This is a genomic window from Sphingomicrobium aquimarinum, from assembly GCF_039655735.1.
Taxonomy (GTDB): Bacteria; Pseudomonadota; Alphaproteobacteria; order Sphingomonadales; family Sphingomonadaceae; genus Sphingomicrobium; species Sphingomicrobium aquimarinum.
In genome coordinates, this window is record NZ_JBBYXH010000001.1 from 490,046 (window position 1) to 516,494 (window position 26,449).

At 64.4% G+C, this 26,449-nt stretch carries 26 protein-coding genes and 3 tRNA genes; 6 read left to right on the forward strand and 23 right to left on the reverse strand.

The window, feature by feature from the left end:
* The first annotated feature begins 76 nt into the window (after nt 1–76).
* Nucleotides 77–1,183: an alanine dehydrogenase gene (ald, locus tag WJS89_RS02525; protein WP_346339354.1), complete on the forward strand. Its 1,107-nt coding sequence runs from the start codon at nt 77–79 to the stop codon at nt 1,181–1,183.
* Here the strand turns inward: ald and WJS89_RS02530 are convergent.
* The 8 genes from WJS89_RS02530 to WJS89_RS02565 all read right to left on the reverse strand — a co-directional run bounded on the left by WJS89_RS02530 (nt 1,162) and on the right by WJS89_RS02565 (nt 7,127).
* Complete coding sequence (locus WJS89_RS02530) at nt 1,162–1,788, reverse strand: tetratricopeptide repeat protein (protein ID WP_346339355.1); 627 nt, start codon at nt 1,786–1,788, stop codon at nt 1,162–1,164. The genes ald and WJS89_RS02530 overlap by 22 nt on opposite strands.
* Nucleotides 1,785–2,156: a cytochrome c-type biogenesis protein gene (locus tag WJS89_RS02535; protein ID WP_346339356.1), complete on the reverse strand. Its 372-nt coding sequence runs from the start codon at nt 2,154–2,156 to the stop codon at nt 1,785–1,787. Before WJS89_RS02535 ends, WJS89_RS02530 begins: the two co-directional genes overlap by 4 nt.
* Entirely contained in the window at nt 2,156–2,674 is a 519-nt protein-coding gene (locus WJS89_RS02540) for a redoxin domain-containing protein (RefSeq protein WP_346339357.1), read from the reverse strand. Before WJS89_RS02540 ends, WJS89_RS02535 begins: the two co-directional genes overlap by 1 nt.
* Entirely contained in the window at nt 2,668–4,611 is a 1,944-nt protein-coding gene (locus tag WJS89_RS02545) for a heme lyase CcmF/NrfE family subunit (protein WP_346339358.1), read from the reverse strand. The genes WJS89_RS02540 and WJS89_RS02545 overlap by 7 nt, the downstream gene beginning before the upstream one ends.
* Entirely contained in the window at nt 4,608–5,063 is a 456-nt protein-coding gene (ccmE, locus tag WJS89_RS02550; RefSeq protein ID WP_346339359.1) for a cytochrome c maturation protein CcmE, read from the reverse strand. Before ccmE ends, WJS89_RS02545 begins: the two co-directional genes overlap by 4 nt.
* 118 nt (nt 5,064–5,181) lie before the next feature.
* Nucleotides 5,182–5,913 carry a heme ABC transporter permease CcmC gene (gene ccmC / locus WJS89_RS02555; RefSeq protein WP_346339360.1) on the reverse strand — a complete coding sequence of 244 codons (732 nt, stop codon included), beginning with the start codon at nt 5,911–5,913 and terminating at the stop codon, nt 5,182–5,184.
* A gap of 52 nt (nt 5,914–5,965) precedes the next feature.
* Nucleotides 5,966–7,018 (reverse strand): Glu/Leu/Phe/Val family dehydrogenase, encoded by a 1,053-nt coding sequence (locus WJS89_RS02560; protein WP_346339361.1) that lies wholly within the window; start codon nt 7,016–7,018, stop codon nt 5,966–5,968.
* A gap of 32 nt (nt 7,019–7,050) precedes the next feature.
* A tRNA-His gene (locus WJS89_RS02565) sits at nt 7,051–7,127 on the reverse strand.
* Nucleotides 7,128–7,359: 232 nt separating this feature from the next.
* Between WJS89_RS02565 and WJS89_RS02570 the strand changes: the two genes are divergently transcribed.
* The gene (locus tag WJS89_RS02570; protein WP_346339362.1) at nt 7,360–8,061 is read left to right on the forward strand and encodes a Crp/Fnr family transcriptional regulator; all 702 of its coding nucleotides are present in this window, start codon (nt 7,360–7,362) and stop codon (nt 8,059–8,061) included.
* Between the two features lie 67 nt (nt 8,062–8,128).
* Here the strand turns inward: WJS89_RS02570 and WJS89_RS02575 are convergent.
* From WJS89_RS02575 to lon, 3 genes are all read right to left on the reverse strand, one after another.
* Nucleotides 8,129–8,203, reverse strand: a tRNA-Val gene (locus WJS89_RS02575).
* A gap of 76 nt (nt 8,204–8,279) precedes the next feature.
* Nucleotides 8,280–8,558, reverse strand: a complete 279-nt coding sequence (locus tag WJS89_RS02580; protein WP_346339363.1) for an HU family DNA-binding protein — start codon at nt 8,556–8,558, stop codon at nt 8,280–8,282.
* Nucleotides 8,559–8,721: 163 nt separating this feature from the next.
* Nucleotides 8,722–11,124, reverse strand: coding sequence for an endopeptidase La (gene lon / locus WJS89_RS02585; protein WP_346339364.1), 2,403 nt, complete (start codon nt 11,122–11,124; stop codon nt 8,722–8,724).
* Between the two features lie 100 nt (nt 11,125–11,224).
* On the opposite strand from lon, the gene WJS89_RS02590 reads away from it, so the two are divergent.
* A complete protein-coding gene (locus WJS89_RS02590; RefSeq protein WP_346339365.1) occupies nt 11,225–13,363 on the forward strand; it encodes a DUF3857 domain-containing protein in 2,139 nt (712 codons plus the stop codon).
* On the opposite strand, the gene WJS89_RS02595 is transcribed toward WJS89_RS02590, so the two are convergent.
* The 7 genes from WJS89_RS02595 to WJS89_RS02625 all read right to left on the reverse strand — a co-directional run bounded on the left by WJS89_RS02595 (nt 13,364) and on the right by WJS89_RS02625 (nt 19,228).
* Nucleotides 13,364–13,831 carry a CPBP family glutamic-type intramembrane protease gene (locus WJS89_RS02595; protein WP_346339366.1) on the reverse strand — a complete coding sequence of 156 codons (468 nt, stop codon included), beginning with the start codon at nt 13,829–13,831 and terminating at the stop codon, nt 13,364–13,366.
* A 94-nt stretch (nt 13,832–13,925) separates the two neighbouring features.
* Nucleotides 13,926–15,209 (reverse strand): ATP-dependent Clp protease ATP-binding subunit ClpX, encoded by a 1,284-nt coding sequence (gene clpX, locus WJS89_RS02600; protein WP_346339367.1) that lies wholly within the window; start codon nt 15,207–15,209, stop codon nt 13,926–13,928.
* Between the two features lie 346 nt (nt 15,210–15,555).
* Nucleotides 15,556–15,741: a DnaJ domain-containing protein gene (locus WJS89_RS02605; protein WP_346339368.1), complete on the reverse strand. Its 186-nt coding sequence runs from the start codon at nt 15,739–15,741 to the stop codon at nt 15,556–15,558.
* 77 nt (nt 15,742–15,818) lie between these two features.
* A complete protein-coding gene (locus WJS89_RS02610) occupies nt 15,819–16,478 on the reverse strand; it encodes an ATP-dependent Clp protease proteolytic subunit (RefSeq protein WP_346339369.1) in 660 nt (219 codons plus the stop codon).
* 38 nt (nt 16,479–16,516) lie between these two features.
* Nucleotides 16,517–17,500: a glycosyltransferase family 2 protein gene (locus tag WJS89_RS02615; protein WP_346339370.1), complete on the reverse strand. Its 984-nt coding sequence runs from the start codon at nt 17,498–17,500 to the stop codon at nt 16,517–16,519.
* Between the two features lie 3 nt (nt 17,501–17,503).
* Nucleotides 17,504–19,072, reverse strand: coding sequence for a trigger factor (tig, locus tag WJS89_RS02620; RefSeq protein WP_346340069.1), 1,569 nt, complete (start codon nt 19,070–19,072; stop codon nt 17,504–17,506).
* A gap of 71 nt (nt 19,073–19,143) precedes the next feature.
* A tRNA-Leu gene (locus WJS89_RS02625) sits at nt 19,144–19,228 on the reverse strand.
* 102 nt (nt 19,229–19,330) lie between these two features.
* Between WJS89_RS02625 and WJS89_RS02630 the strand changes: the two genes are divergently transcribed.
* Nucleotides 19,331–19,468: a hypothetical protein gene (locus WJS89_RS02630; protein WP_346339371.1), complete on the forward strand. Its 138-nt coding sequence runs from the start codon at nt 19,331–19,333 to the stop codon at nt 19,466–19,468.
* Between the two features lie 12 nt (nt 19,469–19,480).
* On the opposite strand, the gene WJS89_RS02635 is transcribed toward WJS89_RS02630, so the two are convergent.
* The 5 genes from WJS89_RS02635 to gatC form a co-directional block, all read right to left on the reverse strand.
* The gene (locus WJS89_RS02635) at nt 19,481–21,139 is read right to left on the reverse strand and encodes an alkaline phosphatase family protein (RefSeq protein ID WP_346339372.1); all 1,659 of its coding nucleotides are present in this window, start codon (nt 21,137–21,139) and stop codon (nt 19,481–19,483) included.
* A 74-nt stretch (nt 21,140–21,213) separates the two neighbouring features.
* Entirely contained in the window at nt 21,214–22,680 is a 1,467-nt protein-coding gene (gene gatB / locus WJS89_RS02640; RefSeq protein ID WP_346339373.1) for an Asp-tRNA(Asn)/Glu-tRNA(Gln) amidotransferase subunit GatB, read from the reverse strand.
* The gene (locus tag WJS89_RS02645) at nt 22,677–22,934 is read right to left on the reverse strand and encodes a hypothetical protein (protein WP_346339374.1); all 258 of its coding nucleotides are present in this window, start codon (nt 22,932–22,934) and stop codon (nt 22,677–22,679) included. The genes gatB and WJS89_RS02645 overlap by 4 nt, the downstream gene beginning before the upstream one ends.
* Entirely contained in the window at nt 22,925–24,403 is a 1,479-nt protein-coding gene (gene gatA / locus WJS89_RS02650) for an Asp-tRNA(Asn)/Glu-tRNA(Gln) amidotransferase subunit GatA (RefSeq protein WP_346339375.1), read from the reverse strand. The genes WJS89_RS02645 and gatA overlap by 10 nt, the downstream gene beginning before the upstream one ends.
* Complete coding sequence (gene gatC / locus WJS89_RS02655; RefSeq protein WP_346339376.1) at nt 24,404–24,691, reverse strand: Asp-tRNA(Asn)/Glu-tRNA(Gln) amidotransferase subunit GatC; 288 nt, start codon at nt 24,689–24,691, stop codon at nt 24,404–24,406.
* 80 nt (nt 24,692–24,771) lie between these two features.
* Between gatC and WJS89_RS02660 the strand changes: the two genes are divergently transcribed.
* Nucleotides 24,772–25,977 (forward strand): DUF3089 domain-containing protein, encoded by a 1,206-nt coding sequence (locus WJS89_RS02660; RefSeq protein ID WP_346339377.1) that lies wholly within the window; start codon nt 24,772–24,774, stop codon nt 25,975–25,977.
* Nucleotides 25,974–26,444, forward strand: a complete 471-nt coding sequence (gene ruvX, locus WJS89_RS02665) for a Holliday junction resolvase RuvX (RefSeq protein ID WP_346339378.1) — start codon at nt 25,974–25,976, stop codon at nt 26,442–26,444. Before WJS89_RS02660 ends, ruvX begins: the two co-directional genes overlap by 4 nt.
* The last annotated feature ends 5 nt before the right edge of the window (nt 26,445–26,449 follow it).

Consider the following 26,449-nt stretch of genomic DNA (forward strand, 5'->3'; position numbering starts at 1 on the left):
GTGCAGCAATCGAGGGGGACAATCGCCTCTCGCCCCGTTATAGCGCCGCGCGAAGCATCATTCAGGAGAGAGTTTCATGCGCATCGGCGTCCCCAAGGAAATCAAGAACCACGAATATAGGGTCGGCCTTACGCCGACCTCCGTGCGCGAACTGACCTCGTTCGGGCATGAGGTCTTCATCGAGAGCGATGCCGGAATGGGCATCGACTTCTCCAATTCCGATTACGAACGCGTCGGCGCGACCATCGTGGCCGACGCCAAGACGGTGTTCGAAAAGGCCGATATGATCGTCAAGGTGAAGGAGCCTCAGGCGAGTGAGATCGCATTGCTCGAAGAGCGTCATACGCTCTTCACCTACCTTCACCTGGCTGCCGACATGCCGCAGACGCACGGCCTGATGGACTCGGGCGCGACCTGTATCGCTTACGAAACCGTGACGGGACCGAAGGGCGGCTTGCCGCTGCTCGCACCCATGAGCGAGGTCGCGGGCCGTATGTCTGTGCAGGTAGGCGCGCACTATCTCGAAAAAGAACAGGGTGGTCGCGGCGTGCTCCTCGGCGGCGTGCCGGGCGTCAATCCCGGCCGCGTCGTCATCCTCGGCGGCGGCGTTGCGGGCATCAATGCGGCGATGATGGCGACCGGCCAGCGCGCCGACGTCACGATCTTCGACGTGTCCAACGAGAAGATGGCCGACCTCGACCTTCATTTCGGCTCGACCATCAAGACCCAATATTCGACCATCGAGGCGATCCAGCGGGAAATCGCCAAGGCGCATCTCGTCATCGGCGCGGTCCTGGTGCCGGGCGATGCGGCCCCCAAGCTCATTACGCGCGAAATGCTTTCGACCATGAAGCGCGGCGCGGTGATGGTCGATATCGCGATCGACCAGGGCGGCTGTTTCGAAACCTCGAAAGCCACGACCCACGATGATCCCGTCTACGAGGTCGACGGCGTCATCCACTATTGCGTTGCAAACATGCCGGGCGCCGTCGCGCGGACGAGCACGTTTGCGCTCAACAACGCGACCCTTCCGCATGTCATCCGCCTCGCCAATCGCGGCGCGAAAGATGCCATGGCCTACGACCCGCATCTCGCGAACGGATTGAATGTGTCGGGCGGCAAGATCCGGCACAAGGCGGTCGCCACCGCGCTGGCCCTGCCTTACGACCCCGTCGAAGCCTGAACCTGCATTCTCGCGATCTCCAGGGCGCCGTCGATCAAGCGGCGTCGTGGAGTTTGCTCAGGGTTGGACGCGGCGAGTGCCACCAGTTCGGGCAGGGCGTCCTCGCCCTCGCCCGCGCGCACCTGCGCGAGCGCCCGGAAGAAGCGCGGCCCCGGCGCGTCCTGTCCCAGCTCGACCGCGCGCTCGAAGGCGAGCCTGGAGGCGGGGGTCAGCGTTCCAGAGTGATCGGCGAGCGCCATGCCGTAGAGCGACCAGAGGGCAAAGTTGCGCGGATGCTCGCGCAGTGCGCTCGCGTAAAGTTTGGCGGCATCGCCCGTTTTGCCGCGAGCGGTGAAACTGTCGGCGAGAATGCCCCATTGCTCGACACGGTTGAACCGGCCGTAGAATGCCTCGCGGGCTCCCTTCAGCACCATCGGCGGTGCCGGGTCGGGGCGCGCGGCGACCGGTTTGGCATCGAGCCCCGGACGCCCCATCAAGGCGTACCCTGCCCCGCCGAAGAGCATCGCTGCGATTCCCAGCGTCAAAACCGGACCGCGAGCGCCCCGCCACCACAAGAAAGCGGTCGAGACCACGATCATCATCGCCACGGGGAGATAGACCGTCATTGCTCCGAGCCTTTGAAGCGGCGCCGAACCATCCACCCCGCCAACAGCAGCAGGAGAACCGGCGCAGCGAAGAGCGGCCATGCGACCGGGTCGTCGGTCACCGGACGATAGCTGACGACATTGCCGTAGCGATCGATCAGCCAGCCACGGATTTCGGCGGGGCTGTCGCCCGCCGCGAGGCGCGCACGCACGAGGGCGCGCATGTCCCCCGCCATATCGGCTTCGCTCTCGGCGATCGACTGGCCCTCACAGGTCAGGCAGCGCAATTCCTCCATGAGGCTCACCGCCTCACGTTCGAGCGCGGGGTCCTGAAGTTGCGCATAGGCATAATCGGGGGTTGCCGCAGCAAGCAGAAGCGGGAGGAACATCACCGGAGCGCCTCGACTTTCTCGATGATCGACGCGACATCGTCGGCCTCGATCGGGCCCTGCCAATGCGCTCGGATGACACCCGAGCCGTCGAGAAGGAAGGTTTCCGGAACACCTGTCGCACCGAACGCGAAACTCGCCTCGCTCTCGGGGTCGCCGCCGATGCGCTCGAACGGATCGCCATGGTCGACGAGAAACTCCGCGACGGCAGCCGGTTCGTCGCGCACCGCAATGCCGTCGATCGCGATTCCCGATGCGGCCAGTCGCTCAAGCTGCGGTGCCTCGCCGATACAGGGGACGCACCAGCTGCCGAACAGGTTGACGAGCCGTGGCTCGCCGGTCGCGAAACTCGTGATCGATGATTTGTCGTCGAGGACGGCCTCCAAAGCGAGGTCGGGGGCCTGTCGTCCGACCAGCTGGCTACTGATGGACGGTTCTCCGGCAGGTGCGGCGAGGCGCCACGCGAAGAAGCCGAACAGCGCGACGACGAGCAACAGGGGCGCGAGGCGCTTTACCATGATCGCGCCTTCCGATAGCCGCTCGGCTCCGTGTCCCGCGCGGCAAGCGCCTTGCGCGCGCTACTGAGGCCCCGGCCTGCGAGCGAGATCATGCCCCCAAGCGCGATCAGCGCGCCGCCCAGCCAGATGAGGGTGACGAACGGCTTCCACCACAGTCGCACCTGCCACCCCTCGCCAAGGCTGCCATTGCCCACGGTCGCGTACAACTGGCCGTCCCACTCGGTGCGCAGCGCACTTTCGCTGGTCAAGGTCGGAGGCGCGTTGAAGAGTCGTTGTTGCGGGAGGAGTTCCGAGGCGCCGCCGCCGCGGGTCACGACCAGTCGCGCTTCGACCGCGCTCCAGTTGGGGCCCGCCACAGGGCGTACGTCGCGCAATTCCGCCGTCCACGGCCCCACCTGAGTACGATCACCGATCTCCATGATGGCGAGGCGCTCGCTCGTGAAAGCACTCTCGCTGGCGATGCCGATCGTAAGCAACGCAACGCCCAGATGGGCGACGACCATCGCCCAGACGGACGCCGGCGTTCGCAGGAGGCGCCGCCCGACCAGAGGCGCGAGGCTGGCGATGACGAGTCCCGAACCGAGCGCCAGACCGAAGCGCTCGAGAAAGCTCATCGACACGCCGAGGACGATCGGGGCGACGAGTACGGCGATCGCGAATACAACCGCCCACCGGACGACCGGTGAAATCGTCCTCTTTTGCCGTCGCCAGCTTAATCCGGGACCGACGAATAGAAGCGCGAGCAAGGCCAGCGCGAGGGGGCCGGTGACGAGGTTGAAATAGGGCGGACCCACCGAGATCGATGCCCCGAAAGCCTCGGCGAGCAAGGGGTAGAAGGTGCCGAACAGCACCAAGGCCAGAACGACCGACAGGAGAATGTTGTTGGCCACGAGCGCGCCCTCGCGGCTGACATAGGCGAAAGGTTCGCCTTCGCGGACGCTCGCGATCTTCCATCCGTAGAGCGCGAAGGCCGCGCCGACGTACAGCGCCATCAGGATGAGGATGAAGGTGCCGCGCTCGGGATCGACCGCGAAGGCGTGAACCGACGTCAGCAGCCCCGATCGGACGAGGAAGGTGCCGAGCATCGACATGGCAAAGCCGAGCAGCGCCAGCATCATGGTCCAGGCGCGCAACGCTTCGCGCGCCGCCAGCACTGCTACGGAATGCAGGAGCGCGGTGGCTGCAAGCCACGGCATGAGCGAGGCATTCTCGACCGGATCCCAGAACCAGTAGCCACCCCATCCGAGCTCGTAATAGGCCCAGTAGCTACCCCCGAGAATGCCGGCGGTCAGGAACATCCAGCTCAACAGGACCCACGGCCGCATCGCGTCGGCGAGCGTCCGGTCCACCCGATCGGTAAGCATGGCGCCGACCGCCAGGCTGAAGGTGATGGAGAGGCCGACATAGCCCACGTAGAGAAGCGGCGGATGGTAGACGAGGCCGGGGTCCTGCAGGAGAGGGTTGAGCCCCCTGCCCTCCAGCGCGGGCGGTAACAGACGCTCGAAGGGATTGGACGTCAGCAGGAGAAAAGCGAGAAAGCCCACCGCCAGCGCGGCTTGGGTCATCAGCGTGGCGTTGAGCGTCCTCGGCTCGAGCCGCCGGGCGAACAGCGCCATCAGCGCACCGAACAGCGTCAGCAGCAGCACCCACAACAGCATCGAGCCTTCGTGATTTCCCCATGCGGCGGCGAGCTTGTAGAAGTCGGGCTTGGCGCTGTGACTGTTGCTCGCGACCAGCGCGACGGAAAGGTCGGTCATCGCAAAGACGCGCAGCAGGCAGATGAACGCGAGAGAGCAGAGCACCGCCTGGACGATCGATAATGCCCGCATGACCCCCTGTTCCGGCGCGCCGCGATGTCCCGCCACCCCGAGCCCGAACTGAAATACCGCCGTCGCGAGCGCGAGCCAGAGGGCGGCGTGGCCGACTTCTGCCGTCACGACGCGTCCAGCGTTTCGGCCGCCTCATGCTCCTCGGCCTCGTCGGCAAGCTCGGGCGGCATGTAATTCTCGTCATGCTTGGCGAGGATTCGGGTCGCCGCGAACGTCCCGTCGGGGAGCAGCTCGCCCTCCGCGACCGCGCCCGAGCCCTCTACGAACAGATCCGGCGTAATCCCGCGAAAGGTTACCGGCGCGCGGGCGGTGCCATCGGCGAGGACAAAACGGACGGTGTTGCGATCGTCTATACGCGCGATCGACCCTTCCTCGACCATGCCGCCCAGACGCAGCGGAACGCCGGTTTCGACCTCTCCCGCGGCGATATCGCTGGGCGTCACGAAATACGCGGCCCGGCTCTGTAGCCCCCACAGGGCCAGCAGTGCCGCACCGCCGATCGCGACGATGGCCGCAATCACGAGCACCAGCCGCTGCCGTTTGGGCGCGATCCTGCTCATCGGCGCGTCTCGCCGGCCTGTCTTTCCGCTCGCGTCATCGCGCGGAACGAAGACGCAAGAAGCAGAAGAGTCGCGATGATGGTGATGGCGTAGGCTGCGATGACGAAGGGCCAGGGATTCACGATACACGCTCCCCGCGACGGCGCAGGCGCTGCTCGACCTTCGTGCGCGCCAACTCCGCGCGCATGCGCATCAAGGTGATCGCGACGAACAGCAGCGTGAAACCGATCGCGCTGAGCAACAACGGCCACAGCATCGACCCGTCGATCGACGACTTGCCTTCGACAAGACTGATCGAGCGGCCTTGGTGAAGCGTATTCCACCAGATCACGCTGAAATGGATAATCGGTAGGTTTACCGCTCCGACCAAGCCGAAGATCGCTGCAATGCGTCCCTCGCCTTCGCCCTTGGCATGTTCGGCATCGGACAGCGCGATATAGGCGAGGTAGAGGAAAAAAAGCACGAGCATGCTGGTGAGACGGCCGTCCCACTCCCACCAGGTTCCCCAGGTGGGACGTCCCCAGATCGACCCGGTCACGAGGCAGAGCCCGGCATAGAGCGCGCCGACCGGAGCGACCGCACGCGCCGCGACGGCCGCCAAGGGGTGGCGCCAGACGAGAACCGCGATGCTCGAGACGGCGATCGCGCTCCAGCCCGCCATCCCCAGCCAGGCGGCGGGCACATGGACGTAGATGATTCGGAAACTATCGCCCTGGAGATAATCGGCCGGCACGAAGAAGAGTCCGGCGACCAGGCCCGCGACAACGAGCGCGAGGCCGGGCCACAAGGTCCAGCTTGTGGCGGGTCGCGCGATTTTGAGAAAGCGGGCGGGGTTGGCGAAGCGATGCATGGTGTTGGTCCAGCCTCTTAGCCGCGCTTCCCCTCGCGGGCCAGATGGTCGTTCAGCCCCTGCCGATCAGCCGCGCGGCCATCGCATCGGCAACGCTCGCCGGATCGCGACCCGTTTCCGCGCTCTCGTTCCAGATCTGGTCGAGACGGCCCGGGATGGCGTCGATGCGCTGGTTGACGAGGTCCATGCCGCCGTCGCCCAGATATTCGGTCGACACGTTGATGATCCCGCCCGCATTGATGACGTAATCGGGAGCATAGAGACTGTCGCGCGCGTGCAGGCGCTGCCCGTCCTCGGGCGTTGCGAGCTGGTTGTTGGCTGCGCCCGCAACGATCGGCGCCTTCAAGGCAGCGATGCTGGCCTCGTCGAGAATCGCTCCCAGTGCACAAGGGCTCACGACATCCGCATCGAGAGAAAGGATGTTCGCCGGATCGACGATCTGCGCGCCCGTGGCGGCGGCGACCGCCTCCACCCGTTCGCGGTTCACATCGGCGATCGAAAGCCTGGCGCCATCATCGGCAAGATAGCGCGCGAGGTGCCCGGCAACGCTGCCCGCACCCTGAAGCGCAATGTGGACGCCATCGAGATCGTCTTTCCCGAGTTGACGACGAACCGCCGCCCTGATTCCGAGATAGACGCCGCGCGCGGTATGGGGACCGGGGTCTCCGCCGACCGAAGCTTCATCGTCGACGGGGAGCCCGGCAACGTGCCGGGTTTCGCCCGACACCGCGATCATGTCCGCGACCGTGATGCCGACGTCCTCGGCGGTTACATAGGTGCCGCCGAGTCGATCGACCGCGCGACCGAAGGCAGCGAGCATCGCGGGTGTCTTCGTCCGCGCATCGTCGGCAAGGATCACGGCCTTGCCGCCCCCCAGCGGGAGGCCCGCCATCGCATTCTTGTAGCTCATCCCGCGCGACAGACGCAGCACGTCGCTGACCCCCGCCATATCGTCGGCATAATGCCAGAAGCGGGTGCCGCCGGCGGCCGGGCCGAGCGCGGTCGAATGAAGCGCGATGATCGCGCGCAGTCCGCTGGCGCGATCGGTCACGAAGTGCACGACCTCATGGTCGTCGAAATTAGGGTTCCCCAATACGGTGCTCATGGCGGCTTCGCCTCTCTCGATGCCGTGAAAAATGGGGCGATCGACGGGACTTGAACCCGCGACATCCGGTACCACAAACCGGTGCTCTAACCAGCTGAGCTACGATCGCCATACGCCCTCGTCGGAGCGTGCGCGGCCCCTTTAGGGGTGGCGCGCACGATTGGCAAGCCGCTGCGAAGTGTTCGCGATGCGACAAACCGTTACGGCAACGGGTTGTCTCTGGCAGCGCGGATCGGCATACGTATTCTAGTTTCGAAAGCGAAGCGATCCAAATAAGTGCTTTAAATTAAATAGGTTGCCGACCCTAGACAGGGAGAGGGTTTCGGCGAGGAGTTTTTTTCATGAGAAGTGTACGGCGTGAAGATACCGATCTTCACGACATCCTGACCGCCGCGGGACTCAGCTCCGCCGCGGCAGCCGCCCTCACGGGCATTCCCCACCAGATTATCGACCTCGACCCCAAGCGGCCCTTCCGCACCGCGGGATCGCCTCGTGATGAAATCATGTTCGTCCGGTCGGGCATCCTGACAAAATTCAAGACCGACACCTCGGGTCGCCGACAGATCGTCGCCTTGCGTTTCGCGGGCGAAGGAATTCTGCCTTCCGAGAGTAGCTCCAACGTCGGTTTGCAGGCCATCACCCCGACGCGCGTCATGGTCGGCAAAGCCGAGGACCTCGAGCCGGTCATCGCGGTGCACCCCGAGATCGCTCGCTTTTTCCTGCGGATGGCGCAGCGCGAGAATTCGATCAATTACGAATGGCTTCTGAGCTGTGGTCGTCGCGACAGCCTGTCGCGCGTGGCGCATCTGTTGCTGGAGATCGCGCGCCGGACGAAGGCCGAGCCCGAGCGGATCGGCATGATCAATCCGTTCACGCAGCAGGAGATCGCGGACATGACCGGCCAGACCTCGGTCAACGTCAATCGCATGTTCGCACAGCTCGAACGCCAGGGCCTCATCCGGCGCGAAGGACGGCGCGTCTTCTTCGAGGAGACCCACGAACTTCGCCGCGTCGCGGATTTCGAGGAAACCTACCTCAACTGACGCTTCCCGATCTCAATGAAAAAAGGGCCCCAGCACCATGGCTGTCGGGCCCTTTTTTTGTCGGTCATGGTGGGCGCGGCAAGGATTGAACTTGCGACCCCACCCGTGTGAAGGGTGTGCTCTACCACTGAGCTACGCGCCCATGACCGTCTGCGCGGAAGCGCGCCTGTAGGCGAGCGCGCCAGCGCTGTCCAGCCTCGCAAGTACGCGGGCGGCAATCAGTTCTTCTGGACGGCGTCCTTGAGAACCTTGCCCGGGCGGAATTTGGGCTGCTGGCTGGCCTTGATTTCCATCGGCTCGCCCGTCCGCGGATTGCGGCCCGTCGAGGCCTTGCGCTCGGTCACCGAGAAGTTGCCGAAGCCGACGAGACGGACTTCGTCGCCGCGCTTGAGCGTCGACGTGATCACCTCGAGCATGGTCTCGACGGCACGGCTCGCATCGCTACGGCTGAGGCCCGCCCGGTCCGCAATCTCACCAATCAGCTCTTGCTTGTTCATGCGCATCGCCTTTCTTGTTGAGCGCCGCGCGACCCCCGGCAGGCCGGAGACTCGGCGCGCGCTCGTTAATCCGTGGTCCCGTTAGACCGTCTCGCACCCGCGGAGTCAAAGGCACTCGTCCGAAAAATTGCCCTTTCTGGGACAATTCCGCCCCAAGAGCGCGCTAATGTCGGATCGCGGCCTCGTCGCCATCGGCGCCCGGCGGGACGATCGGCTCGGTCGACAGTTCATCGGCATCGGACCATTCGATCGCGGTCATTTCGCCGGTCAGCGCCCGCGCGAGCACTTCATCGACATGCCTGACCGGAATGATCTCGAGCGCCGCGAGGATGGTGTCGGGGATTTCGGCCAGATCCTTCTCGTTCTCGTGGGGAATGAGCACGGTCGTGATGCCACCGCGCAAGGCCGCCAGCAGCTTTTCCTTCAACCCGCCGATGGGAAGCACGCGGCCACGCAAGGTGACCTCGCCCGTCATCGCCACGTCGCGGCGCACGGGAATGCCGGTGAGCGTCGAGATCATCGCCGTCACCATTCCGATGCCTGCGCTCGGCCCGTCCTTGGGAACGGCGCCTTCGGGCAGATGGACGTGAATGTCCTTGCGACCGAAAATGCTCGGCTTCACGCCATAAGAGGGCGAGCGCGCTTTCACGAAGCTCATCGCAGCCTGGATGGACTCCTGCATCACCTCGCCGAGCTTGCCCGTCGTCTTGATCTGGCCCTTGCCGGGAACCGTCACCGCTTCGATCGTGAGAAGCTCGCCGCCGACTTCGGTCCAGGCCAAGCCCGTCACCGCACCGATCTGGTCCTCTTCCTCGCCGATGCCGTAGCGATACTTGCGCACCCCGAGAAACTCCCCGGCATTGTCGGCCGTGAAGCATACGCTGTCCGTCTTCTTCTCGAGAATCCGGCGCAGCGCCTTGCGCACCACTTTCGCGATTTCCCGTTCGAGACGGCGCACTCCCGCCTCGCGGGTGTAGTGGCGGATCATGGCGCGCAGGCCGTCGTCGGCAAAGGTCAGCTCGCCCTCTTCGACCCCATGCTGCTCGAGCTGCTTGGGAATGAGATGGCGCTTGGCGATCTCGACCTTCTCGTCCTCCGTATAGCCTTCCAGTCGGATGATCTCCATCCGGTCGAGCAAAGGCTGCGGCATGTCGAGGCTGTTCGCCGTGGTCACGAACATCACGTCCGAGAGATCATAATCGATCTCGAGATAATGGTCGTTGAACTTGTTGTTCTGTTCGGGATCGAGCACTTCCAGCAGCGCCGATGCCGGGTCGCCGCGGAAGTCCTGACCGAGCTTGTCGATTTCGTCGAGGAGGAAGAGCGGATTGTTCGTCCCTGCCTTCTTCAGGTTGGAGACGATCTTGCCCGGGAGCGAACCGATATAGGTTCGACGATGGCCGCGGATTTCCGCTTCATCCCGAACGCCGCCCAGCGACTGGCGCACGAACTCGCGGCCGGTCGCTTTGGCGATCGAGCGCCCCAGCGAGGTCTTGCCGACGCCGGGCGGGCCAACGAGGCAGAGGATCGGCCCCTTCAACTTGTTCGTCCGCGCCTGCACGGCGAGATATTCGACGATCCGTTCCTTGACTTTTTCCAGCGCGAAATGGTCCTCGTCGAGGACGTTCTGTGCTTCCTCGATGTCGCGATTGAGCCGGCTCTTCTTGCCCCACGGCAAGGCGAGCAGGACATCGAGATAGTTGCGCGCCACCGTCGCTTCTGCCGACATGGGCGCCATGGCCTTGAGCTTCTTGAGCTCGGCCTCGGCGCGCGTCTTGGCTTCTTTCGACAGGCGGGTCTTGCGGATCTTGGCGGCCAGTTCGGCGAGTTCGTCGCCATCCTCGTCCTCGTCGCCCAGTTCGCGCTGGATCGCCTTCATCTGCTCGTTGAGATAATATTCCCGCTGCGTCTTCTCCATCTGGCGCTTGACGCGGCTACGGATTTTCTTCTCGACCTGGAGGACACCCAACTCGCCTTCCATGAAGGCGAACAGCATCTCCAGGCGCTTGGCAGGGTTGAGTTCGCCCAGAAGCGACTGCTTGTCCGACACCTTAACCGACAGCGCGCTCGCAACCGCGTCCGCGAGAAGATTGGGATCCTCGATCTCGGCCAGCTGCATCCCCGTCTCGGCGGGCAGCTTCTTGTTGAGCTTGGCATAATTCTCGAACTGGTCGAGCACCGAACGCATCAGCGCCGAGGTCTCGGGGCTGTCGCCACTCTCCGCCTCGATCACCTCGATTTCGGCAACCTGATGGCCGCCCTCGGCATCGGAAATCTTGTGGAGCTTCGCCCGCTGTGCGCCTTCGACCAGCACGCGCACGGTACCGTCGGGAAGCTTCAACAGCTGCATCGCCGTGGCGACGACGCCGAGGTCGTACAGCTGGTCGGGACGGGGATCGTCCTCCGCCGGATCGAGTTGCGCGACGAGAAAGAGTTGCTTGTCCTCGGCCATCGCGGCTTCGAGCGCCGCGACCGATTTCTCACGGCCGACGAAGAGGGGAACGATCCGCTGCGGAAAGACGACGATGTCGCGCAGCGGCAACAGGGGGAGCGTACGTTTTGTCATACCCCATCATATGGTGGGCGCCCGCTCCGGTGACAACCGTTGCGCGAGGGAGACATGCATGCAAGGCTCGCGGCGCCGAATGAAGGGAGTTGGGTTTCTTATGGTTTTGCGTACTTTTCTCGCGCTGGCGGCTGCCAGCACGTCCTTCGCCTCCATCGCGGTCGCACAGGAAGTCCAGCGGCAGTCGGCGCCCGAATGGGTTATAGATCGCACGATCGAACGTCCGGAGGAGGACACGGGTGCCGCGGCGGACCTGTTTCTTCTCGATACCCAGACCCGCGTGGATGCGGACACGACCGAAGTCTTTCTCAAGATGGTCGCGCGCCCCAATAATCGATCCGGCCTGCAGCAGGTCGGCGCGTTCCATTTCCCGTGGGTTTCCGCGCGAGGCCCCGCCTTTCTTCATGCCCTCACGATCCACCGCGGCGATGAGGTCATCGACCGGCTGGCCGACGCGGACATCCGCGTCGTCGATCAGCAGCAGCAGCTCGCGAGCTCGACGATCGACGGGACCAAGGCCGTGATGGTGCTCGTGCCGGGCCTGCAGGTCGGCGACGAGATCCACATCGCCTACGGCTTCCGGATGCAGAAGGACCTGTTCGGGCTTCCTCCCGAGCAACTTTACGTGAAGCTCGGGATGGACGTGCCTGCGGCCATCTTCCAGCGATTGGTCGCCGACGAAAAGGACGGTCTGCGCGTGCGGTTTACGCCTCAGTATGGCGAGCCCGAACGCAAGAAGACGCGCTTCGGGACGGCCTACGATGTCCGTCTCGACCGCCTGGACAGCGACGGCTCGATCAAGATCGACGTCGATGGCGATGCAGAGGACGCCGAGGCCGATACCAAAGACTATCCCCTCTACGCACCACCCGAAGAGACGGTCGCCTTCTTCCAGGCCTCGCCCTATCCGGACTGGTCGGCCGCCGCGATGGCGATGCAGCCTTTCTATGCAGACGTGACGAAAATCGATCCCGATGGCGAACTTGCCGCGCTCGCCGACCGGATCATGGCCGAGCATGCCACGCCCGAAGCGCGGATGATGGAGGCGCTGCGGGTCGTGCAGGAGGACGTGCGCTATATTGCCATCCTCCTGGGACAGGGCGCCTACACGCCGACACCGCCCGAGCAGGCATACCGGGACCGGGCGGCCGACTGCAAGGCATCGACCGCGATCCTGATGGCGCTGCTCGAGCGGATGGGGATCCGCAACGACGCGCTGCTGGTCCGCTCCTCCGAAGGCGCGATCCTCAGCCGGTCGCTCCCCTCGCTGGCGCTGTTCGATCATGTGATCACGCGGGCGCACGTCAACGGCCGTACCTATTACCTCGATGGCACCGGCTTCGGGCAGGTGACGCCCGCGGACGTGAGCGGTGCCGAATTCGGATACGGGTTGCCGCTGGTGGCGAATGCCTCGCTCGTGTCGATCCCGCATCCCGTGCAGTCGGCGCCCTCCCAGACCCTCGCCATCGAGTGGGATGGGTCGGATGGCATCTCCGGCGAGGTGCCCTTCACGGCGATGATGGAACTCAGCGGCTCGCATGCGGCGGCCATGCGCGTGGTTCTCGATCAAGCCGGATCGCGCGAGTCACGCGATACGATGCTCAAGACCATCCTCCCTTCGATCGCCAATGACGATATCGAAACGGTCGAACTCGTCGACCGGGATGCCCAGGGGCGGCTGACGATCCGTTACGCCGGCGCGGCATGGGCCGGTTGGCGCGCTGCCGATGAAGACGAGGACGAGGACGCGGACAGCGAGGATCCGGATACCGTCCCGGCCGATAACGAGAACGACGAGGACGATGCGTATCGCTGGTCGCTCGCTGTCGACTCGACCGAATGGGATGTCGACTTCGATCGCGAGGAAGGGCCGTATCGCGACATGGACGTCATGCTCGGCGCGCCCTTCTGGACGGTAGCCACCGAGACCTTCAAACTTCCTTCCGAACCCTCGGGCGATTTCGCCGTCCGCGTCGCCGATTTCGACGAGCGGCTGGCTGGCACGCGTCTCGTGCGCACCGTCACGCAGGGCGAGGATAGAATTACGGTCCGCACCGAGATGAAGCGGGACGTCGATCGGATCGGCGCCGAAGAGGCGCGCTCCGCGCAGGAGCGGCTCGACGAAATTGCGGAAGAGGAACTTTATCTGTTCGCGCCCGCCGGGTTCGAACCGGAAGAAGCACCGGAAGACGGAGAGGAACTGACGCCGCCGCCCATCGTCCGCACGTCGCCGCGCTGATCAGGCGGCGCCGAACGTCTCGGGAAAGGCGACCATGAGCGCGGGCAGGCTGTTCTGCATGGCATGGACGATCATCGGCATGAGAAACGCCAGCCAGATCGAACGTTCGCGCCACACGACGAACAGGAGCGAGAAGATGAGGAAAGGCCACCAGATGACCATTCCCCATACCGTAGCTTGAAGGCTGTGCGCGAGTGCCCATCCGGCGGCACTGACAACGATGGCGTAGCCGGGACGCATGAAGAGCTGCAGAATCATCAGCACCGCGCCCATGATGAGCGTTTCGACGACGGGCGCGAAGATCACGAGACTGAAGATCACGACGCCCGGTCCGAGGGCGGCTATCTCGGAGAAATCAGGGGCTTCCCCGCTCGGCATCACGGCACGAACGATCGTTGCCAGCATTAGCGAACCGAGGATCGTCAGTAGGTAGGCGCCGACGATCGTCACCAGAGGGCGCCGCGCCACGGTCAGAAATCCCGGCACGAAGGCAGGAAAATGTCGACGCGGCGCCGTGGCCTGGGAAACGAACGTTTCGGTCATCGGTCAGCGCTGCGGCGGCTCAGGCCGCCGTGTCGCCTGCCGCCTTGTCCTTGTCCTTCTTGGCGTAGACGCGCACCGGCTCCTTGCGCCCTTCGATCACATCGGCATCGACATGAACTTCGTCGACACCTTCCATCGAGGGAAGGTCGAACATCGTGTCGAGCAGGATGCCTTCGAGGATCGAGCGAAGCCCACGCGCGCCGGTCTTGCGCTCGATCGCCTTCTTGGCGACCGCGAGCAGCGCATCGTCGGTGAAGACGAGCTCGACATTCTCCATCTCGAACAGCTTGCCGTACTGCTTGACCAGCGCGTTCTTCGGCTCCTTGAGGATTTGCACCAGCGCACCCTCGTCGAGATCCTCGAGCGTGGCGATCACCGGCATACGACCGATGAATTCGGGGATGAGGCCGAACTTCATGAGATCTTCCGGCTCGGTATTCTTGAGCGTTTCGCCGACGCGCTTTTCCTCGGGCGCGGCCACATGGGCGCCGAAGCCGATCGACTTGCCCTCGAGGCGATCGCCGATGACCTTTTCCAGCCCCGCGAACGCACCGCCGCAGATGAACAGGATGTTCGTCGTATCGACCTGCAGGAACTCCTGCTGCGGATGCTTGCGCCCGCCCTGCGGCGGAACGCTCGCAGTGGTGCCTTCCATCAGCTTCAGGAGCGCCTGTTGCACGCCCTCGCCCGACACGTCGCGCGTGATCGAGGGATTGTCGGCTTTCCGCGAAATCTTGTCGATCTCGTCGATATAGACGATGCCGCGCTGCGCCTTGTCGACGTTATAGTCGGACGCCTGCAGCAGCTTGAGAATGATATTCTCGACATCTTCGCCGACATAGCCCGCTTCGGTGAGCGTCGTCGCATCGGCCATCGTGAAGGGCACGTCGAGAATCCGCGCCAGCGTCTGCGCCAGCAGCGTCTTGCCGCAGCCCGTGGGGCCGACGAGGAGGATGTTCGACTTCGCGAGCTCGACCTCGCCGCCTGTTTTGGCGCTGTGATTGAGACGCTTGTAATGGTTGTGCACCGCGACCGAGAGCACACGCTTGGCGCGGCTCTGCCCGATGACATAATCGTCGAGGACTTCGTTGATCTCGAGCGGCGTCGGAACACCGTCACGGGTCTTCACGAGGCTCGACTTGGTTTCCTCGCGGATGATGTCGTTGCACAGCTCGACGCACTCATCGCAGATGAAGACGGTCGGCCCGGCGATGAGCTTGCGTACCTCGTGCTGCGACTTGCCGCAGAACGAGCAGTAGAGCGTCGATTTGCTGTCGCTGCTGCCGCCGGTCAACTTGGTCATAAAAATCCCTTGTAACGCTGTGTCGCCGCCTGAAGCGGCCCGCCCATGCTAGCGCATTGCATAGCAGAGACAATGATTGGAAATGCTTAACGCCCCGCTTGGCCCGAGGCTCCTTTGCATCGAATATGGAGGCAATGGCCATCGCTCGCAAGGCCGACCGGAAACTGACACGAAAAAGCGCAGGAAATGCCGCAACTTGCGCTCTTACGACCCATCAACCGAACGGGGACCCGCCGGTCAGCAACCCCGCCAGCAAAATGGCATTGAGAACGAGAAACAGGCCGACGATCCAGCCGATCGGCAGGGCACCGGGACCATCGGCCCGCGCGGACTGCGATGATCCGGCCTAGAGGCTCGCTCGCCGCGCCCGGTCGGCGAGCATGCCATAGGCAAGGTTGAGATCGCGCGCGCTGGCCCCGTCGTCGCGCGACACGTCGGGATGGCACGAGCGGATCGCCGTTCGGTAGGCACGGCGGATCTCGGCCTCGGTCGCGTCGCGCGGGACGGCAAGGATGGCGTAGGGATCCTTCATCGCGGATCACCATAAAGAAAAACCCGCCGGAGCCAAGCCGGCCCCGACGGGTTCGAATATGTTCGGACGCGCGCCGGTCAGCTCGGCGTCACATCACCTGCATGGGTGTCCTTGTCTTCACCCTGTTCGGGGCGCTTGGCGAAGACCTGGTCGATGATCCCGAACTCCTTGGCCTCGTCGGCCTCGAGGAAGGTATCGCGATCCATCGCCTTTTCGATCTGCTCGATCGGCTTGCCGGTATATTTGGCATAAAGCGCGTTCATGCGGCTGCGGATGCGGAGGATTTCCTTGGCCTGGATCTCGATGTCCGAAGCCATCCCGCGCGCGCCGCCCGAGGGCTGGTGGACCATGATCCGCGCGTTCGAGAGCGCTACGCGCATCCCGGGCTCGCCCGCCGCCAGAAGGAAGCTGCCCATCGAGGCGGCCTGACCGATACAGACCGTGCCGACCTTGGGGCGGATGTATTGCATGGTATCATGGATCGCCATGCCCGCCGTCACTACGCCGCCCGGCGAGTTGATGTACATGAAGATGTCCTTCTTCGGGTTCTCGGACTCGAGGAAGAGCAATTGGGCGGTGATGAGAGAGGCCATATTGTCCTCCACACCGCCGGTCACGAAGATGATGCGTTCGCGCAAGAGGCGCGAAAAGATGTCGAAGCTGCGTTCGCCGCGGTTCGACTGTTCGATGACGACGGGAACGAGGGCGTTGACGATATCTTCGTGGTCGAGGCTCATGGATTATCCTTATATTTGGCCGCGAGCGCGGCGTCAGATCATCGCCAATGTCGGCATTTCGATGCCGCTTTCAAGCCTTCGCGTTGCGGCGTGTTGGGCGCTTCGTACGAAAGATAGGCGAGGCGCCGCATTTCCTTGCGACCGCGCGTCACCGTGGAGATGATGAGGCCGGTCACGAAGATCAGTCCTGCCACGATGCTCATGCCGGTGACGAGGATCGCGGTCGGGAAGCGCGGGACTTCGCCCGTCTGGAAAAAGGTGACGAACAGCGGGATCGCCAGGAAGATGGCGAGAAACTGCAAAAAGGCCGCAAAGAAGCCGTAGAAACTGCGCGGTCGCTCGACACGGTAGAGCGTGCCGATCATCTTGAGGATGCGCCATCCGTCCGAATAGGTATTGAGCTTGCTTTCCGATCCTTCCGGCCGCGCGAGATATTTGGTCGCCACCTCGCCCGTTGGCATCCTCAGCTCGAGCGCGTGGACGCTCATCTCGGTCTCGGTCTCGAAGCCCTCGCTGGTGGCGGGGAAGCTCTTCACGTAGCGCCGCGAATAGGCGCGGTAGCCCGAGAAGATGTCCGTGAAGCTTTTACCGAAAAGCCGCGCCAGAAGGCTCGTGAAAGCCTTGTTCCCGAGCACATGGCCGCCGCGATAGGCTTCTTCGGCGTCGTGATGCCGCGTGCCGACGACCATGTCGAGTTGATCGTCCCACAACATCCGCACCATTTCGGGCGCAGCGGCGGGATCGTAGGTGAGATCACCGTCCGCCATGAGATAGATATCGGCCTCGATGTCGGCGAACATGCGTCGCACGACATTGCCCTTGCCCTGCAAGATCACCGGACGGACGACCGCGCCACGCTCGCGCGCGATCTCGACGGTGCGGTCCTTCGAATTGTTGTCGAAGACGTAGACGGTGGCGTCGGGGAGCACCTCGCGAAAGCCGTCGATCGTCGCGCCGATCGCGGCTTCCTCGTTATAGCAGGGCAGCAGGATCGCTACCCGAGGCCCCTCGCCCCCCACCATGCGTTAGTCCTTCTTGGCTGCTTTCTTCGCAGGGGTCTTGTTAGCTGCGGATTTTTTAGCTGCCGGTTTCTTCTCGGCGGCTTTCTTCGCGGGCGCCTTCTTGGCCGGAGCCTTCTTCGCGGCCGGCTTGTCGTCGGCCTTCTTCGCCGCCGCCTTCTTTGCCGGCGCTTTCTTGGCAGCCGGCTTCTTGTCGGCAGCCTTCTTCTTGGCGGGCTTGGCCTTGGCCTTTTCGGCTTCCATATCCTCTTCGCGCTCGAGATCTTCCTCGAGTTCCTCACGCGTCACCGTCTTGTCGGTGATCTCGGCCTTGTCGAACAGGAAGTCGACGACCTTTTCCTCGTAGAGCGGCGCGCGAAGCTGGGCGGCAGCCATCGGGTTTTCCTGGATATATTTCAGGAACTGCTGCTGCTGTTCGGCGGGATAACGCTGCGCCGCCTGCGCGATCAGGCGATTCATTTCCGGCTGCGAGATCTCGACATTGTTCTGCTGGCCGATTTCCGACAATAGCAGGCCGAGGCGCACCCGGCGCTCGGCGATCGAACGATAATCGTCGGCATCCGCCTCGATTTCCTTCAGCGCCGCTTCGCTGTCTTCCTCATGGCTCGCTTCGTGGCGAAGCTGCTGCATGATGTTTTCATATTCCGCTTCGACCATCGTCGGCGGCACGTCGAAGTCGTGACCAGCGGCGAGCTGGTCGAGCAGGCGGCGCTTCATGTGCGTGCGGGTAAGGTTGTTGAGTTCCTGCTCGGCCTGGTCCTTAAGGACGCTCTTGAGCTGGTCGAGATCCTTGAGGCCCAGCGCCTTGGCGAAGTCGTCGTTGACCTTGGTTTCGTTCTCGACGCGGACCTTCTTCACCTTGACCTCGAAGACCGCTTCCTTGCCCTTGAGGTTCTCGGCCGGATAATCGTCGGGGAAGTTGACCTTCACCTCGCGCTCGTCGCCCGCCTTGGCGCCTTCGAGCTGGTCCTCGAAGCCCGGGATCAGGCGGCCCGACCCCAGCTCGATTTCCATGTCCTCGGCAGTGCCGCCCTCGAACTTCTCGCCGTCGATCGCGCCCGAGAAGTCCATGACGACGAGGTCGCCCTTGCCGGCCTTCTTGCTCTTGGCGGCGTCCTTCCAGCTTTTCTGGTTCTTGGCGAGTTCGTCGATCCGGGCCTGGATCGCATCGTCGTCGGCTTCGACGTTGAAACGCTCGAGCTTGATGCCTTCGATATCGGGCTGGGGAACGTCGGGAAGCACTTCCAGCTTCACCGCGACGTCGGCGTCCTTGCCATGCTCGTAGCCATCGGCAAGCGAGACGTCGGGCTGGATCGCGGGCTTCAGCTTCTTCTCGCGAAGCAATTCTTCGACACCGCCGCGCACGGCCTCCTCGAGCGCCTGCGCCTGGATCGCCTCGCCATGCATCTTGCGGATGAGGTTGGGCGGCACCTTGCCGGGGCGGAAGCCGGGCATACGAACCTGCGGCGCAACGCGCTTGATCTCGGCGTCGACCTTCTTCTCGATGTCGCCCGCAGGGATGGTGATGTCGTAGGCGCGCTGAAGGCCCTTGTTGTCTTTCTCGACGATGGTGATGCTCACGCTGTCATGGTCCCGTATGCTATGAATAGATAAGGCGGCTCACCGATCGTCACGGAGCGCGGCGGTGGTGCGGGCGAAGGGACTCGAACCCCCACATCTTTCGATACTGGTACCTAAAACCAGCGCGTCTACCAATTCCGCCACGCCCGCTTGGGGTAAGTGCCCGAAGTGGTGCGCGCTATAGCAAGCTGGGCGGGGCAGGCAAGCGCAGATGGCGCGAAACTTCATCGCATTGCCGCGGGTTTCGCTCCCATGGCCAGCAAACCCCCTCGTCCGCCAAGGCGCGTGACGCCCGACCCCGACCCCGACGTGCGCGAGCCCGACCGGATCGACGAACCTCCGCCCCAGCCGGGCGAACCGCCACGCCGCGAGCGTCGCGACCCCGTCTAGCGCGGGTGAGGTCTATTCGGCGCAGCGCACGCCGTGGACCCCGTCGAGGCAGACGCCATCCAGGTTCGCGTCGCCCAGCGACAGGCCGATGTGACGGGCGATCGTCGGCAGGATATCTACGGTTCGCGCCGGATCGTCACGCCGCAGCGGTGCTTCGCCCTTGCGATAGAAGACGATCGGGACACGGCGGTCGTAGTCGTAGGGGCTGCCGTGCGTCGAGATATAGCCGCTGCTGGGCACCGGAATGGGTGTGATATATTCCTTGAGTACGATGACCACGTCGCCCGAGCGATCGGGATGATGCGTCGCGCGCAGGCGCTGGAGGATCGACCAGCGGGTCGGATCGCCCGAGGGGACCGGAATCGTCATGATCTCGGCTTCCGAATAGACGCCCTGGACCTGCGGATGTGGAGCGTACGCGGCCTTTAGTCCTTCGATCAGGCGCCGCTTCGCCGCGCCTGTCAGTGCGGGATCGAGATAGAGGTCGGTGGTGCCGCGAAGGGTCTCACCCGGCAGTCCCTGCTCGGCCAGCACATTGGCCCCGAAGGAGCCGAAATCCTTGTCGAGCCGCGCGGCCTGCATGTTGCCCTGCAAGCGCAGGCGCTCGGGAATGGCAAGGCCGCCATGGTCGGAGGTGAGGACCACTGCATAGTCCAGCCCCCTGGCATCCAGCGCGCCGAAGAACCCCTCTAGATTCTGGTCCAGCCCGAACAGCTGGAGGCACATCTCGCCGCCCTGCGGTCCGAATTTGTGGCCCGCATAGTCAGTCGCCGACAGACCCAGCGACAGCACGTCGGTCGCGCCGCCCTTGCCGAGTTGCATCTCGTCTATCAGTGCCGCGCCCAGCGCCAGCACCGCGCCGTCATAGGCGGGTGTCGCGCGGAACGAGGAATAGTCGCCGCTCGCCCAACCGAGCGGGTCGTCCCCGACCCGGCCTCGGTTCTCGACCTCGACGACCGGCTTGGTGCGGCAATAAGCGGGGATTTCAAACCCTGCCGAACCTTCATCGATAAGGCTGCGCGTCGCGACGGTCGCAGAGCGTACGACGGCGGGAGCGGGACCGGTAAGGTCGCTCATCCAGCCGTCCGAGCCCCACCACCAGCGCTGATCGACCTTGTGACCGCCCAGCATGACGGCGCTGCGGTCCTTGCCCGACACCACGACATTGCGCGAGCGCGGGTCCGCCGTCTTCAGATAGTCGCCGAGCGTCGGGGTCTCGAGATGGATGGGGCTGATGATCTGCCGGTCACCCTGTTCGCCGCGGCGATCGGGATCCTCGGCGCAATAGACTTCCTCATGCTCCTCGCCCCGCTCGCGCTCGTACCAGTTGTTGGCGATGATGCCCGTATTGGCGGGAAGACTACCGGTGAGGATCGTCGAATGGCCGGGGCAGGTCTCGGTCGAAGCCTGCGCCTGATAGCCGTTGATGAAGAGCGTGCCCTCGTTGGCCACGCGCGCGAGCCCGCCCGACATGCGCGGCAGATATTCCTCCATGAGATCGCTCGACAGCTGGTCGACCGAGATGACGACCAGCAAGTCGGGTGCGCCCTGATTGGCCGTGTCCGGCTGGCCGGGAACGGGAAGTCCTGCGACGGGCGCGCGCTCCGGCGTCGCACAGGCGGAAAGTCCGAGGGCCGTTGCGGCCAGAAGGATCGTCTTGCGCATCATCATCTCCGTTCGTCGGGGCGGGCCGGGGTTCAGCCTTGCCGCATTGTCCGCCCGAGGCATGCGCCCGGGCCTGTCCGTCAGCCGTCGAGCTTGGTCCGCAAGATCTGGTTCACCACCTGCGGGTTCGCCTGCCCACGCATCGCTTTCATCGTCTGTCCGACGAAAAAGCCGAACAACGCTTCCTTGCCGTCCTTGTACTGCTGGACCTTCTCGGCATTGGCGGCGAGCACCTTGTCGACCTCGGCCTCGATTGCGCCGGTGTCGCTCGTCTGCTTCATGCCATGCTTCTCGACGATTTCGGCGGGGGTGCCGCCCTCGTCGAGCAGCAATTCCATCACTTCCTTGGCCTGCCCCTTGGAGATGTCGCCATCGTCGACCATTTTGAGGATCGCGGCGGACGCCTCGGGCGTGTTGCGTTCGTCGTGAAAATCCACGTCCTTGGCATTGAGCACGCCCGGCAGCACGCTGTTGGCCCAGTTGGACGCGGCCTTGGGTTCGGCGCCCGCGTCGAGCAAGCGGTCGAACCAGCGCGCGGTTTCGACTTCCGCCGTCAGCACCGCCGCATTGTAAGGCGTAATCCCGAGGTCTTCGTAGCGCTTCAGCTTGGCGTCGGGCAGCTCGGGCAGGCTCGCGCGGCACTCGGCGAGGAAAGCGTCGTCCAGCTCCAGCGGCAACAGGTCGGGATCGGGGAAGTAGCGATAGTCGTGCGCGTCTTCCTTCGAGCGCAGCGGGCGGGTGACCCCCTTGGCGACGTCGAACAGACGGGTCTCCTGATGGACCCCCTCCCCGCTCTCCAATGCCTTTACCTGGCGCTTGGCCTCATGCTCGATGACCTGCATCACGAAGCGCACACTGTTGACGTTCTTGGTCTCGGTGCGCGTGCCTAGCTTCTCGCCGGGCTTGCGGACCGACACGTTCACGTCGGCGCGCATCGAGCCTTCTTCCATATTCCCGTCGCAGCTGCCGACATAGCGCAGGATCGAGCGCAGTTTGCGCAAATACGCCCCCGCTTCGGCGGGCGAGCGCATGTCCGGCTTAGACACGATTTCCATCAGCGCGACACCACAGCGGTTGAGATCGACGTAGGACATCGTCGGATGCTGGTCGTGCATCAGCTTGCCCGCATCCTGCTCGACGTGGATGCGCTCGACACCGATGGTCTTTGTCTCGTCGGGCTTCTGCTCGTCGGGCGCGACCTCCACCTCGCCCTCGCCCACCAGCGGGTGGTAGAGCTGCGAGATCTGATAGCCCTGCGGCAGATCGGCGTAGAAATAATTCTTGCGGTCGAAGCGCGACCATTTGTTGATCTGCGCGTCGATGGCCATACCCGTGCGCACCGCCTGGCGAATGCACTCCTTGTTGGGCACCGGCAGCATCCCCGGCATCGCCGCGTCGACGAGACTGACCTGCGTATTGGGCTCCGCCCCGAACGCGGTCGCCGCGCCCGAAAACAGCTTCGCCTCGCTCGTCACCTGCGCATGGACCTCAAGGCCGATCACGACCTCATACTCGCCCTCGGCGCCCTTCACCCGATAGTCGCTCATCGTTCGTTCTCTTCCGCGACCGCTTCGATTTTTTGAAACAGCCCCTGCAAATGTTCCTTCTCGCCCGGACGCCACGTTGTGATGCTGTCTAGCACCTCGTTCATGCCGACCGCCGCTTCCCGGATATCGTCTCCAGAAGCGATTCCGCGCTCCGCGAGGATTCGCAGCGCATGGGTCCCGGCCAACAACCCGGCCAGCCCCATTCGATAGTCGCGCTGATCATATTCGCTTTCGCCAAAAATGCTCACCACCACTTCTCCGGCAGTTCAATTTGCGGCGCTCGTTCCTCGATGGCGAGACCCGCGTTCAGCACCGTCTGCTCGTCCATCTCGTTGCCGATCAGGTGCAGTCCCAGCGGCAAACCGTCGCTGTCGAGCCCGCCCGGCACGCTCATCGCGGGCAACCCCGCGAGGCTTGCGGGCACCGCGAACACATCATTGAGATACATGGCGATCGGATCGTCCGACTTCTCGCCCAGCCCGAACGCCGCGCTCGGCGCGGTCGGGGTGAGGATCATGTCGCACTGCTCGAAGGCCTTGCGGAAGTCCTGCTTGATGAGCGCGCGGACGCGCTGTGCCTTGGTGAAATAGGCGTCGTAGAAGCCCGCGGACAGCACGTAGGTGCCGATCATGATGCGGCGCTTCACCTCGGGGCCGAAACCCTCCGAGCGGGTCGCTTTGTACATGTCGTGCAGACCGCCGCCCTCGACCGTCTCTCGCAGGCCGTAGCGCACGCCGTCGTAGCGGGCGAGGTTGGACGAGGCCTCGGCGGGGGCGAGGATGTAATAGGTGGGCAGCGCATGGCGCGTGTGCGGCAGCGAGATTTCGACCGGCTCGGCGCCAGCATCACGCAGCCATTCGACGCCCTGCTCCCACAGCGCATCGATCTCGGCGGGCGTGCCGTCGATCCGATATTCCTTGGGAACGCCGACCTTCTTGCCCTTGAGATCGCCCGACAATCCCGCTTCCCACTGCGGCACCGGCGCGTCGAGGCTGGTCGAATCCTTGGGATCGAACCCGCACATGCTTTCCAGGAGGATCGCGCAATCGCGAACCGTCCGTGCCATTGGCCCCGGCTGGTCGAGCGAGGAAGCGAACGCCACCACGCCCCAGCGGCTGCACCGCCCGTAGGTCGGCTTGATGCCGCAGATGCCGGTGAAGGCCGCCGGCTGGCGGATCGATCCGCCCGTGTCCGTCCCCGTCGCGCCCGGGGCGATGCGTGCCGAGACCGCCGCCGAACTGCCGCCCGACGACCCGCCCGGCGTGATCGCCGCATTGCTGCCTTCCCGACGCCAAGGCGAGACGACGTTGCCGTGCGCGCAGGTCTCGTTCGACGAGCCCATCGCGAACTCGTCCATGTTGACCTTGCCGAGCATGCCCGCGCCCGCGGCCTTCAATTTGCCCGACACCGTGCTCTCGTACGGCGGCACGAAGTTGCCGAGCATCTTCGAGCCCGCGCTGCTCAGCACGCCCTCGGTCGCGAACAGGTCCTTCATCGCCAGCGGAATGCCCGACAGCGGCAGGAGCGCGTCCTTCGACTTCGCCTCGTCCGCCGCCCTGGCTGCCTCGAGCGCCAGTTCGGGCGTCTTGACGAGATAGGCGTTGAGCGTGTCCGCCGCCTCGACCGCGGCGTTATAATCCTCGGCGATCTCGACCGCCGAGAAGTCGCCGCTGCGAAAGCCGTCGCGCAGCTCGGCGATGGTCTTGTGTGTGAGATCCGCCATCTATTCGATCACCTTCGGAACGCCGAAGAAGCCGTGCTGCGGCTCGGGCGCGTTGGCCAGCACCTTGTCGCGGATGTTGCCATCCGTGACGCCGTCCTCGCGCAGCCGCATCTGCATGTCGACCACGGTCGCCAAAGGCTCGACGCCGTCGGTATCGACTTCGGCGAGCTGCTCGACCCAGTCGAGGATGTTGTTGAGTTCGGGCAGCAGCGTCTCTGCTTCGCCGTCGGACAATTGGATGCGCGCCAGATTGGCGATGTGGCGCACCTGATCGAGAGTAACAGACATGGGCACGGCCTCTAACCGCTCGGGCCACCGCCTTCAAGCGATGTTGCGGTGCGGCATCGGCCCCGCTAGTCGCCCATTTCATGGCAGCGCGAATTTTTCTCTGGATCGTCGCCGTGCTCACGCTCCTCGTGGTCGCCGGCGCTTTCGTCTTCTACCAGTTCGGGGACCGTATCCTCGCCGAACAGGCAATGCCCAAGGTCGAGTTCAAGGCGCCGCCCCCCGAGGCCCGGCCGACCTACGCCTCGATCGACGCCTGGTGGTCGCGCCCCGACATGGACGAGCCGCTCGCCGACTGGGAGCCGGACGCCGAGAATGTTGAGTCGGTGGAAATCGACGCCCCGGTCGAAGGAGACAGCGAGACCGGAACACAGGTCGAAGATGAAATCGAAATCCCGCCCCCCGTGGCACTGCCGCCGCTCGGTCCGGAGCGCGCCGCCGCGACTTTCTATATCCACCCAACCACCTACCTGAAGACGGACCGGTGGAATGCGGACATGGAGCTGACTGGCATCGCGGAAACCCGCGCGCGCCTGTTCGTGCAGAGCCAGGCCAGCACCTTTGCCGACGTCTCCAAGGTCTGGGCGCCCCGCTATCGCCAGGCCAGCTTCGGGACCTTCCTGTCGCAGAGTGCCAACGCGCAGGCCGCGCTCGACGTCGCCTATGGCGATATTTCGGAGGCCTTCACCGTTTTCCTCGAAGAAAATCCGGAAGGGCCGATCATCGTGGCGGGCCACAGTCAGGGCGGACTCCACGCGCTGCGACTGCTCACCGAGCGGCGCGGGGAGATCGCCGATCGGCTGGTTGCCGCCTATGTGGTCGGCTGGCCGGTCGATGCCGAGGCCGATCTTCCCGCCACCGGCCTGCCGGCCTGTACGAGCCGCGAGGAAGCCCGCTGCATGATGAGCTGGCTGACCTTCGGCGATCCCCCCAACCCCGGACTGGTGCTGCGCGAATGGCTCGATGCCGAAGGCTATGCCGGTATCGAACGCGAGCGCGACCGGCTGGTCTGCACCAATCCGCTTACGGGCGGGGAAGATGGGGAAGCGCTTCCTGCCGACAACCCCGGTCTTCTCGTCCCCGACGCGACCCTGACGTCGGCGGTTCTTCGGCCGGGATCGGTCGGCGCGCGCTGCGATCGGGGCCTCCTCCTGTTGAACGGCGAAGTCCCCGAGCTTGGCCCCTTCGTGCTTCCTGGCAACAATTATCACGTCTTCGATTATGCGCTCTTCTGGGGAGCGATCCGCGAGGACGTCGCCGCGCGCCTGTCGGCATGGTCGGCGCAATGATCCACACCGACGCGGCGGGTTTCAGGGAGGCCTGTCCCGCCGGCAGGCTCGCCGGTCTCGATGTTGGGACCAGGACGATCGGGCTCGCCACCTGTGACGCGCAGTGGAGCTTCGCTGGGCCGGTAGACACGATCCGCCGCACCAAGTTCCAGAAGGACCTCGGCACCCTTACCGCTTTCCTCGAGCGCGAGCGCATCGCGGGACTGGTTGTGGGCCTTCCCCTCAGCATGGACGGCAGCGATTCGCCGCGCACCCAGTCGACGCGGGCCTTTGCGCGCAATCTCGCTCCGCTGCAGTTGCCCATCCTCCTCTGGGACGAGCGCTGGTCCACCATGGCGGTCGAGCGCGCAATGATCGACGCCGACGTCAGCCGTGCACGCCGTGCCGACAAGGTCGATGCGATGGCGGCGGCGCATATCCTCCAGGGCGCGATCGACGCGCTGGTCAATCTGCCGAGCGCAGAGTAGGCAGC

Bases quoted from the DNA above. Each gene is read 5' to 3' on its own strand.
- WJS89_RS02560 (WP_346339361.1), bottom strand. From the start codon at position 7,018: ATGAGCACCGTATTGGGGAACCCTAATTTCGACGACCATGAGGTCGTG.
- WJS89_RS02635 (WP_346339372.1), bottom strand. From the start codon at position 21,139: ATGATGATGCGCAAGACGATCCTTCTGGCCGCAACGGCCCTCGGACTT.
- WJS89_RS02580 (WP_346339363.1), bottom strand. From the start codon at position 8,558: ATGAACAAGCAAGAGCTGATTGGTGAGATTGCGGACCGGGCGGGCCTC.
- gatA (WP_346339375.1), bottom strand. From the start codon at position 24,403: ATGGCGGATCTCACACACAAGACCATCGCCGAGCTGCGCGACGGCTTT.
- clpX (WP_346339367.1), bottom strand. From the start codon at position 15,209: ATGACCAAGTTGACCGGCGGCAGCAGCGACAGCAAATCGACGCTCTAC.
- WJS89_RS02590 (WP_346339365.1), top strand. From the start codon at position 11,225: ATGGTTTTGCGTACTTTTCTCGCGCTGGCGGCTGCCAGCACGTCCTTC.
- WJS89_RS02535 (WP_346339356.1), bottom strand. From the start codon at position 2,156: ATGTTCCTCCCGCTTCTGCTTGCTGCGGCAACCCCCGATTATGCCTAT.
- ccmE (WP_346339359.1), bottom strand. From the start codon at position 5,063: ATGAGCAGGATCGCGCCCAAACGGCAGCGGCTGGTGCTCGTGATTGCG.
- lon (WP_346339364.1), bottom strand. From the start codon at position 11,124: ATGACAAAACGTACGCTCCCCCTGTTGCCGCTGCGCGACATCGTCGTC.
- ruvX (WP_346339378.1), top strand. From the start codon at position 25,974: ATGATCCACACCGACGCGGCGGGTTTCAGGGAGGCCTGTCCCGCCGGC.
- WJS89_RS02630 (WP_346339371.1), top strand. From the start codon at position 19,331: ATGGCCAGCAAACCCCCTCGTCCGCCAAGGCGCGTGACGCCCGACCCC.
- WJS89_RS02605 (WP_346339368.1), bottom strand. From the start codon at position 15,741: ATGAAGGATCCCTACGCCATCCTTGCCGTCCCGCGCGACGCGACCGAG.
- WJS89_RS02570 (WP_346339362.1), top strand. From the start codon at position 7,360: ATGAGAAGTGTACGGCGTGAAGATACCGATCTTCACGACATCCTGACC.
- WJS89_RS02530 (WP_346339355.1), bottom strand. From the start codon at position 1,788: ATGACGGTCTATCTCCCCGTGGCGATGATGATCGTGGTCTCGACCGCT.
- WJS89_RS02615 (WP_346339370.1), bottom strand. From the start codon at position 17,500: ATGGTGGGGGGCGAGGGGCCTCGGGTAGCGATCCTGCTGCCCTGCTAT.
- WJS89_RS02660 (WP_346339377.1), top strand. From the start codon at position 24,772: ATGGCAGCGCGAATTTTTCTCTGGATCGTCGCCGTGCTCACGCTCCTC.
- gatC (WP_346339376.1), bottom strand. From the start codon at position 24,691: ATGTCTGTTACTCTCGATCAGGTGCGCCACATCGCCAATCTGGCGCGC.
- ccmC (WP_346339360.1), bottom strand. From the start codon at position 5,913: ATGCATCGCTTCGCCAACCCCGCCCGCTTTCTCAAAATCGCGCGACCC.
- WJS89_RS02540 (WP_346339357.1), bottom strand. From the start codon at position 2,674: ATGGTAAAGCGCCTCGCGCCCCTGTTGCTCGTCGTCGCGCTGTTCGGC.
- WJS89_RS02610 (WP_346339369.1), bottom strand. From the start codon at position 16,478: ATGAGCCTCGACCACGAAGATATCGTCAACGCCCTCGTTCCCGTCGTC.
- ald (WP_346339354.1), top strand. From the start codon at position 77: ATGCGCATCGGCGTCCCCAAGGAAATCAAGAACCACGAATATAGGGTC.
- gatB (WP_346339373.1), bottom strand. From the start codon at position 22,680: ATGAGCGACTATCGGGTGAAGGGCGCCGAGGGCGAGTATGAGGTCGTG.